Origin of the sequence: Streptomyces sp. KMM 9044, from assembly GCF_024701375.2 — a bacterium.
Taxonomy (GTDB): Bacteria; Actinomycetota; Actinomycetes; order Streptomycetales; family Streptomycetaceae; genus Streptomyces.
The window spans coordinates 1-7,437 of sequence record NZ_CP113911.1; the positions used below are offsets into that span (position 1 = coordinate 1).

Consider the following 7,437-nt stretch of genomic DNA (forward strand, 5'->3'; position numbering starts at 1 on the left):
GCGGACGCGGTTCTGCAGCGGGTCGTTGCCCTGGTAGGCGAGCATTTCGGCGCCCTCGTCGATGATCCCGAAGATCATCGGCGTACTGCTGGACATCGTCATGAGCTTGGTGTTGTCCGCGTACTGGAGGCGCTTGTCGCCGATGGCGAGCATGGCGTCGAGCATGATCTCTGCCTCGGCCAGCGTGGACGCCATCCAGTCCACGACGGGCGCCGTGTCCTTCGGCGGGCGGGGCTGGCCGGGCGCGGGCCGCACCTTGCCGGTGGCCTCCAGCCACGGGCGGTTCCAGTGCTTGAAGTCGGCGCAGGCCTTGCCACGGTCCATGGCCCACACCAGCACGTCCGGGCAGCGGGAGAGCGTGCTCACGATGCCGTCCAGGAGCGTCGATTTGGCGCTTCCGGGCGGTCCGATGACCAACATGCAGGCTTCGCGCATCATCAGGCTGATGGGGTCGCCGGAGCGGTCCACGACGAACGGCAACGGCCCGTTGACCGTGAGCGGCTGGCCTACCTCGTGCACCGGGTAGGTCACGGTCAGGCTGCTGGTGTCGCGGGTGTCGATGTCCGCGATCACGTGGCCCTGCTTGCCCGCCCGCTCGATCCTGACCAGACAGCCGGTCGGCAGGCGCGCGGATTCCGCGAGCGCCTGGGCGTAGGCGGCGATGCGGTCGGAGGTGATGCCGATGGGAAGGCTGATCTCCAGCGCGAACCCGGAGCCGTTGGCGCGGGGGGCGTACCCGGCGAACTGCACGTCGATCCTGGTCACTTGCTTGATGAGCGTCATCCACGCGTCGATCACCTGCCAGTCGGCGCGGCTGACTTCCGCCTCGGCCATGGCCGCCTCCAGGGCGCGGCGGGCGTCGTCGGCGGCTTCCTCGTGCACCTCGGAGGCGTACGCGGCGCCGCCGATGCCGATGGTGATCGCGGCGAGGGTGGCAAGGGCGGTCCAGGCGTCTTTGCCGGTCCAGGTGGTGGGGTCGGTGGCGACGACGGCGGACGTCCAGCCGGAGGACAGCAGCCATCCGGCGGCGCGGGTGGCCAGGCTCGGGCGGCTGAGCCGCTTACGCAGGCCCGCGCCGATGCCGTGCGCGGCGGCGCCGACCACGCCGACCGCGAGCGGCCAGCCGGACGGCATACCGGCCAGAGCGCCAGTGCTGGCCACGGCCATGGACGTGGTGGCCATGGCCAGGGGGCCGGACACGGGCCCGTGCCGGGCGGCCCAGTCAAGAGCGAAGTGGGTGCGGGGGTCGGCTGCGGTCTGGCGGGGCATGGGGTCCTCCTCGGTGGTGGGGCCGGCGGGGGCGGGCGCGCCTCGCAGCGCGCCCGCCTAGGTGGTGGTGGGTCAGTCCTCCTGACGCGTGACGTCCCACATCTCCTCGGCCGTGCGCCCGTCGGTGTGCCGGGCGATGTCCGCCTCGTGGCAGGCCTGGAAGGTCTCGCCCACGGCCTCGGCCGCGTCCACGCACAGCAGCAGCTGCTTGTGCAGGTCGCCCAACGCCTCGTTGACCTCCGGGTGAAGCGGCATGTTCTCCGGGGACATGACGGCCGCGACGGAGGCGAACGTCTCCGCGATGGCGCCCAGCGCCTCGGGCAGGGTCTCCACCTGGGCGAGAACCTGCATCATGCCGCCGGGCTCCGCCTTCTGTGCCTGCTCCAGCATCTGACCCGCCGCCTCGCGGAAGTCGAATCCGGTGCCGTTGCTCATGTCGCTCACTGCTGCCTCCTGTGTGGTGGGTACCGGCGCGTCGCCGGGACGGGCCCGGTCGATACCGGGGGGTGTTTGTGCCTGGTGCTGCCAGCGCGCCCGGTCGGCCTCGGCCTGGTCGTGGTCCTGGTACGCGGCGATGTCCCGCGCCAGGCGCTCCTCCTGCGCGGCCCGGCAAAGCTTGCGCCACACCGTCCGGCCCCAGCGGGGCGGCTGGATACGCAGCAGCTTCGCCAGCGGCCACAAGGCCAGCGCGAGCACGCCGAGCGGCGTCGCGGCGAGCGCCGCCAGGGCGCGGCGCCAGTGGAAGCGGGCGGCTGAGCGGCGCAGCGCGATGCGGCGGGCGTGAGTGCGTGCCCGCTCCTCGATCCGGCCGCGCTTCTGCGCGCGCCACTGGGCCCGGAGCCGGTCCCGGGCGGCGCGGTAGGTGGCGCGGCGGGTGGCGAGGAATCCGCGGGGCTCACTCTGGGACTTGGGGGCGGTCTTGCCCTTGGGGGCGGTCTTGCCCTTGGGGGCGGTCTTGCCCTTGGGGGCGGTCTTGCCCTTGGGGGCGGTGCCGGTCCCGCCGGTCCCGCCGGTGCTGCGGCGGGCGCGGGCGAGCGTCTGCGCCGCCGCGCCGCGTCCGGCCCGCCACAGCCGTCCGGCCGCGCCGCCACGGCCCGCAGAGCCGCCCTGAGTGCCGCCACGGCCCGTCTGGGGGCGCGTCCCGCCGCTCTTGGGCGCGGTGCCCTTGGACAGCCGTCCCAGGCCCCCGGCGGCTCCCTGCCGGGCGCCGGAGCCGGGCGCCGGTGAACGGCGCTGCTGCTGACGCTCGGTGCGCCGTGCGTCGGCCAGCTGGCGGCGCGCGCGGGTGGTGTCCGCCGCCGTGGTGGTGCGTCCCTTGCGTACCGCCTCGGCGGCGCTGGCACGGCGGACCTGCCGCACCGCCGCCGCCTTCTGCCGCAGCGCGCCGCCGGTGCCCGCCGCCCGCCGGACAGCACCGCCGCCGGTGCCGGACCCTGCGCCGCGCCGGGCACCGGTGGAGCCGAAGGACCCGAGCGAACGCGCGGCGGCACGCTGCGGCGGGACACCGCCGGAACGCTGGGCACCGGGCGTGCGCGCCGGGCCCCGGCGCAGGGTGCCGGCGGGCGTCGCACGGGCCACGGCTGCGACCACGGGCACTAAGGCCAGCGCCCCGGCCGCCAGCAGCGCCGCCGGTCCACCAGCGGCAAGACCGGTCGCCGACACGACCGCGATCGTGCCCGTGGTGCCCACGGTCACCGCCGGGACGACGGGCAGTCCGCCGAGAGTGCTCACCTCGGACTCTGCGGACGGCGCGGCGGGCTCGGCGGGTACTTCCGGCACGGGCGGCGCGGCGGGCTCGGCAGCCTGCACCGGCTCCGGCTCCGGCTCCGTGGTGGCCAGACCCGATTGTGTAGGGGGGTTGGGGTTCGTCATGCTGTGCCTACCTCCTGACGGGACGTCATCTGTGGGAGGGAGACCGCCCGGCGGGGGTTCGTCCCGCCGGGCGGTCGTCACGGGTCGATCACCTGGGGTGATCAAGTGAGCGTAGGGGGCGGCGGTGACAGCGTCACCCGCCTTTGAGCGCTGGTCAGTTGTAGAGACCGGTCCCCGGACCCTTGGCGTCCGTCTCCGCCGCCTGCCGGGCCTCCCGCAGGTAGCGCTCCACGCTGTCCCGGCTGACTTCCTTGCCCAGCACCGCCGCCGCGTGCCGCTCCACCGTGTCCGCTTGCGTCACGCCGAGGGCGTGCAGGCGGTGGACCGTGCTGCGCAGGGACAGCGCCTCGGCCGGGGTCCGGCCAGCCTCCGGGCGGAGATCTCCGCCCATCTCCGCACTGGTCAGAGGCGTTTCCGCCGGAGTCTCCGGCTGCGTCCGGCCGGACACGGAGAGGATCTCCGCCGCCGGGATTCCGGCATCCGCCGCCGCTTCCAGTGAGGCACGCGCTCGCATCTGGTCCACGATGGCGCGCTGACGCAGCTCGGCCGCGCGGGAGTGCTCGGGCTCCGACTCGGCCGCCCGCTCGACGTGGATCTCGTTCCGCGTCTGCGGGGCCTCCAGCTCGCCGTACTTGGCTTCCAGCGCCGCCCTTACCTGCGCTGCCCTGCCTCGGGAGCGCAGTACCTGTTGTGCAGTGTCCGCAATAGCCAGTTCGGCGTACGCCTCGTCACGCTCGGCCGCCAGCCACGCCGCAGCGTCCGCCGACAGCGGCCGGGACATCGAGCTGAGCACCGTGTGCCACAGCACCTTGGCCACCAGCGAGACGGCCGGACCGCCCACCGCCAGACCCCAGTCACCCACGCGGATGCCGTGCACGATCAGTACCGCCATGGACACCGCCAGCAGCAGCCAGCCGGTCCGGTCCGCCGCCTTGCGGTGGTCGGGGTCGTGCCGGTGCACCACCGCCAGCAGCAGCGCCACCAGCCAGGCCGCGTCGAACACGGCGCCGCCGACGTAGCCCCACCAGCCGCCGAGCATCTGAGCGATGGACATGGTGCTGTAGACCACGGTCGCCACCGTGATCAGCCCGGCGACCACCAGGGCCGCCGTCTGAGCAACGGACCGCCAGTCGGTCGGGAGCCTGGGCGCCTCAGCCGGCACCTCGCGGGTACGCCCGGCCACGGTCACCGGCCGGGTGCGCGCCGCCTTCATCGGGCACCGCCGTTCCGCAGCGCCTCGGCCGCCTGCCGAGCGGCCTCGGCCGCCCGCGCCGCTTCCGCCGCGCGCTCCATGGCCTCCCGCGCCGCGCGGTCCGGGTCCTCGGCCTGCATGATCGCGTGCCGCAGCACGCCGATACGATCCATCACAGGATCGCCCTCCTAGTCCAGATAGGTCGGCTGGTCTCAGGCCTCGGCTCGGTGCTACCAACACCGGCCGGGGCCGTTTTCGGTTCGTGGGGGCAGTGGCGCTGCCCGTTGCCGGGTGCCTTCTGCCTGCTCAAGCCACAGATGTGGCCTGCTCCCCGCCGTGTCGGCCGGGGCCTTGCAAGAACGACACTAGCGCACTACTTCCCTGAGTACCAACTTACTTCTCAGGGAAGTGGTGCGTTATGCTCACCTGCATGGACATCCCCGAGAGGGCGCAGGCAGAAGCGCTCCAGAGACTGGCCGATCTCGGCGCACAGCGCGCTGAACTGCTACGACAGGCGAAAGCGCTGATCCCGCAGATCCAAGCGGCAGCCCTCGAGGCGGACCGGCTCGGCGCCCAGCGCTCCCGGGCACAACAGCTCAGCCGGATCAGTCCCAGCACCTACTACAAGTGGCTACCTGACCGGCAAGAAGGCCAACGAGGAGAGACGGGGGCGTAGGCTCACCGTCACGCACAGCCACGACTGCACCGCCCCAGAAAACACGGAAGCCCCCCGAGGATCTGTACCCGACGTTGGCGCGTCGGGACCCGGAGGGCTCCGCAATGAATTCGCTGCGAGTGTACGGGCCGGGAGACCGGTTCCGCACCCGCAGCAGGTCAGAAAGGCCACAAATTGCCTACGCGGAGCACCACCCACGCGAGCACTCCGCCCGCAGCATGCGGCACCTGCACCAAGATCCACGCCGTTCTCACCCAGCACCGCGCGCTCGGCCAGCCGGTCACCGGCGCCGCCCTTGCCGCCGCCTCCGGCGTCAGCCGCCGGGCCGTCCTCACCCACATCAGCTACCTGGTGGAATGCGGATGGGTCGCCGCCGACCGGCGCACCCCCATCGCGCAGTCCAGCGCCACACCGCCCCCGCCCGCCCGGCCGGACACGCCTCTGGTGTGGGCCACAGACGCAGCTCTGTCCTGCAAGACCTGCGGGCGGATCCTGCTCGTGCTGGCGACGGCGGCCGGGCCGGATCAGTGGTCGGTGGTCATGCCCGAACACGAACTGGCCGCCGCGCTCGGCGTCACCGGCCGGACCGTGCGCACCCACCTTGCCGCCCTCACCGGCCGCCGCCCGCACAACGCCCATCCGCAGTCCGGCCCGCTGCTGCGCGGCGAGCTGGTGCCCGAAACCGGCGGCCGGGGCGGACTGCGCTGGACGTTCCTCGACGGCAAGGTGCAGACCGGATCCAGCGCCGAGACCTACACGGCGCAGGAGTACCGCGCGCTGCGCGTCCAGGCGCTCGACGTCCTCGCCCAGGTCCCGCTCCTCACCCAGGATCTGACCACGCGTGAGCGCACCCGCGCCGCCGAGCTGCTGGTAATCCCCCGCCTGCACGTCGGCTACCCGGCCGCGGCCATCATTGAGGCGCTCGTTGATCCGGCGGACACGCACCTGAAGGTGCACACCAGCGCATACGGCCTGATCAAGTGGCGCCTCAGCCAGCGCGCGCCGCTGTCCGGCTACGTGGCCCCAGCCAAAGAGACGTACGACCCCACCCCGGTCGTGCACGACTGCGCAGACTGCGGACTCCCCATCAAGGCGCCGCTCTCCGTGGCCTACTGCGCCGACTGCAAGCGGCGCCACACCGCCGGGATCAGCCTCGAAGTCGCTGAGGCCCACCCGATCGCTGAGCCTGCCATCTGATCCACCCCCGCCGAGGCGCCCCCACGCCCACGCGTGCCGGGGCGCCTCGGCGTACCCGCCGACCACCCCGCCGGCCCTCTGGCACCACGGGCCGACTCCACCGCTCCACCGCCCGTGCGTGCCGACGCAGCACCCACCAACGCGCGGCATACGGCGCGCCCCAGCCCGCCACCACTGGCCCCATAGACACACCCACCGACCACCACACGCCCCACCACTCGCGGGCCAGCAGCACCCAGCCGATCAGCAGCAGCAGTGCCACCACGACAGCTAAGGCCCGGTCATCGTCACGCCACACGCGCACCTCCAGTGATCAAGTGATCACCGTAGGCCGCACGGGTGACACTGCCCGCACCCGGCGTACGGTCAGCGGTCATGGACACGGACCGCCCCCGGCTCTGCCAGCACCAGCCGTGCGGCAAGCCCATCCAAGCCGCCAAGACCGGCCGCCCGCCAAAGTACTGCTCCGCCCAGTGCCGCCGCCGCGCCTGGGAAGCCGAGCGCCTACGCCGAGCCGTTGTCATAGAACTGGCCAAGCTGGCAGCCGAGCGCCAGCGCACATTCCGTTCGGACGAAACCCGACGACCCGCCCCAGATCCCAATTTCCGTCCGAACGAAACTCCACCGCAGGCCACAGCACCCAAGCCGCCCCCGGCCGTACCCGCGCCTGCCCGACCGCGCCGCCGACCGCTCCTCCCGCCACCACCCGGCCGCACCCGACCGAACCCCACCTAGATCCACAGCGAAACGGCTGCGCGCCCCTCTCGCGCTCGATCGCGCAACATCCGGGCTGAGGGCCCAGGGGCCACCTGGGAAGCCGGGAGAGAGGCGCACAGCGATTCCGCGGTTGCACCCCGGCAGAGGTGTGAAGCAGAGGGTGTGAAGCGCGATTTCCGGGGTGCTTCACACCCTCTGACCAGGGAAAACGTCCGGCAGTCCACAAGCGGCGGAGCGGGTTACCCACAGGCCCTCTTCCCATCATGCACAGGCGCTTCACACCCTCTGATCTGCGGAAACGGCGGTTTTCCCCAGGTAGGTGTGAAGCACAATTTCCGCCCCCCTAGGGAATAGATAGCTACCTGGGGGAGGCGCAGCTCGCCGGGGCCCGCTTGCGGGTCCCGGTCAAGATCGCGCAGCGATCTTGCAAGACGCAGCGAAGCGGAGGCTTGTCCTCCGTTACGGAGCGCGCAGCGCGGAGCGCATTTCCATGCGCGGCAGCGCATGGATACCC

General features: G+C 72.6%; 5 protein-coding genes and 1 pseudogene. 2 read left to right on the forward strand and 4 right to left on the reverse strand.

The features are described from left to right. The 4 genes and pseudogenes from HUV60_RS33000 to HUV60_RS33015 form a co-directional block, all read right to left on the reverse strand. Window positions 1-1,269, reverse strand: a pseudogene (locus HUV60_RS33000) (hypothetical protein); the annotation flags it as partial. 72 nt (window positions 1,270-1,341) lie between these two features. Beyond that, window positions 1,342-3,141 (reverse strand): hypothetical protein, encoded by a 1,800-nt coding sequence (locus HUV60_RS33005; RefSeq protein WP_269441296.1) that lies wholly within the window; start codon window positions 3,139-3,141, stop codon window positions 1,342-1,344. Window positions 3,142-3,295: 154 nt separating this feature from the next. Beyond that, window positions 3,296-4,354 (reverse strand): hypothetical protein, encoded by a 1,059-nt coding sequence (locus tag HUV60_RS33010; RefSeq protein ID WP_269441297.1) that lies wholly within the window; start codon window positions 4,352-4,354, stop codon window positions 3,296-3,298. After that, entirely contained in the window at window positions 4,351-4,509 is a 159-nt protein-coding gene (locus HUV60_RS33015) for a hypothetical protein (protein ID WP_269441298.1), read from the reverse strand. Before HUV60_RS33015 ends, HUV60_RS33010 begins: the two co-directional genes overlap by 4 nt. Before the next feature lie 242 nt (window positions 4,510-4,751). On the opposite strand from HUV60_RS33015, the gene HUV60_RS33020 reads away from it, so the two are divergent. Next, window positions 4,752-5,009: a hypothetical protein gene (locus HUV60_RS33020; RefSeq protein ID WP_269441299.1), complete on the forward strand. Its 258-nt coding sequence runs from the start codon at window positions 4,752-4,754 to the stop codon at window positions 5,007-5,009. 174 nt (window positions 5,010-5,183) lie between these two features. Then, complete coding sequence (locus HUV60_RS33025; protein ID WP_269441300.1) at window positions 5,184-6,206, forward strand: hypothetical protein; 1,023 nt, start codon at window positions 5,184-5,186, stop codon at window positions 6,204-6,206. Window positions 6,207-7,437 lie beyond the last annotated feature (1,231 nt).

Coding starts and splice junctions, on each gene's coding strand:
- HUV60_RS33005 (WP_269441296.1), bottom strand. CDS start 3,141: ATGACGAACCCCAACCCCCCTACACAATCGGGTCTGGCCACCACGGAG.
- HUV60_RS33010 (WP_269441297.1), bottom strand. CDS start 4,354: ATGAAGGCGGCGCGCACCCGGCCGGTGACCGTGGCCGGGCGTACCCGC.
- HUV60_RS33020 (WP_269441299.1), top strand. CDS start 4,752: ATGCTCACCTGCATGGACATCCCCGAGAGGGCGCAGGCAGAAGCGCTC.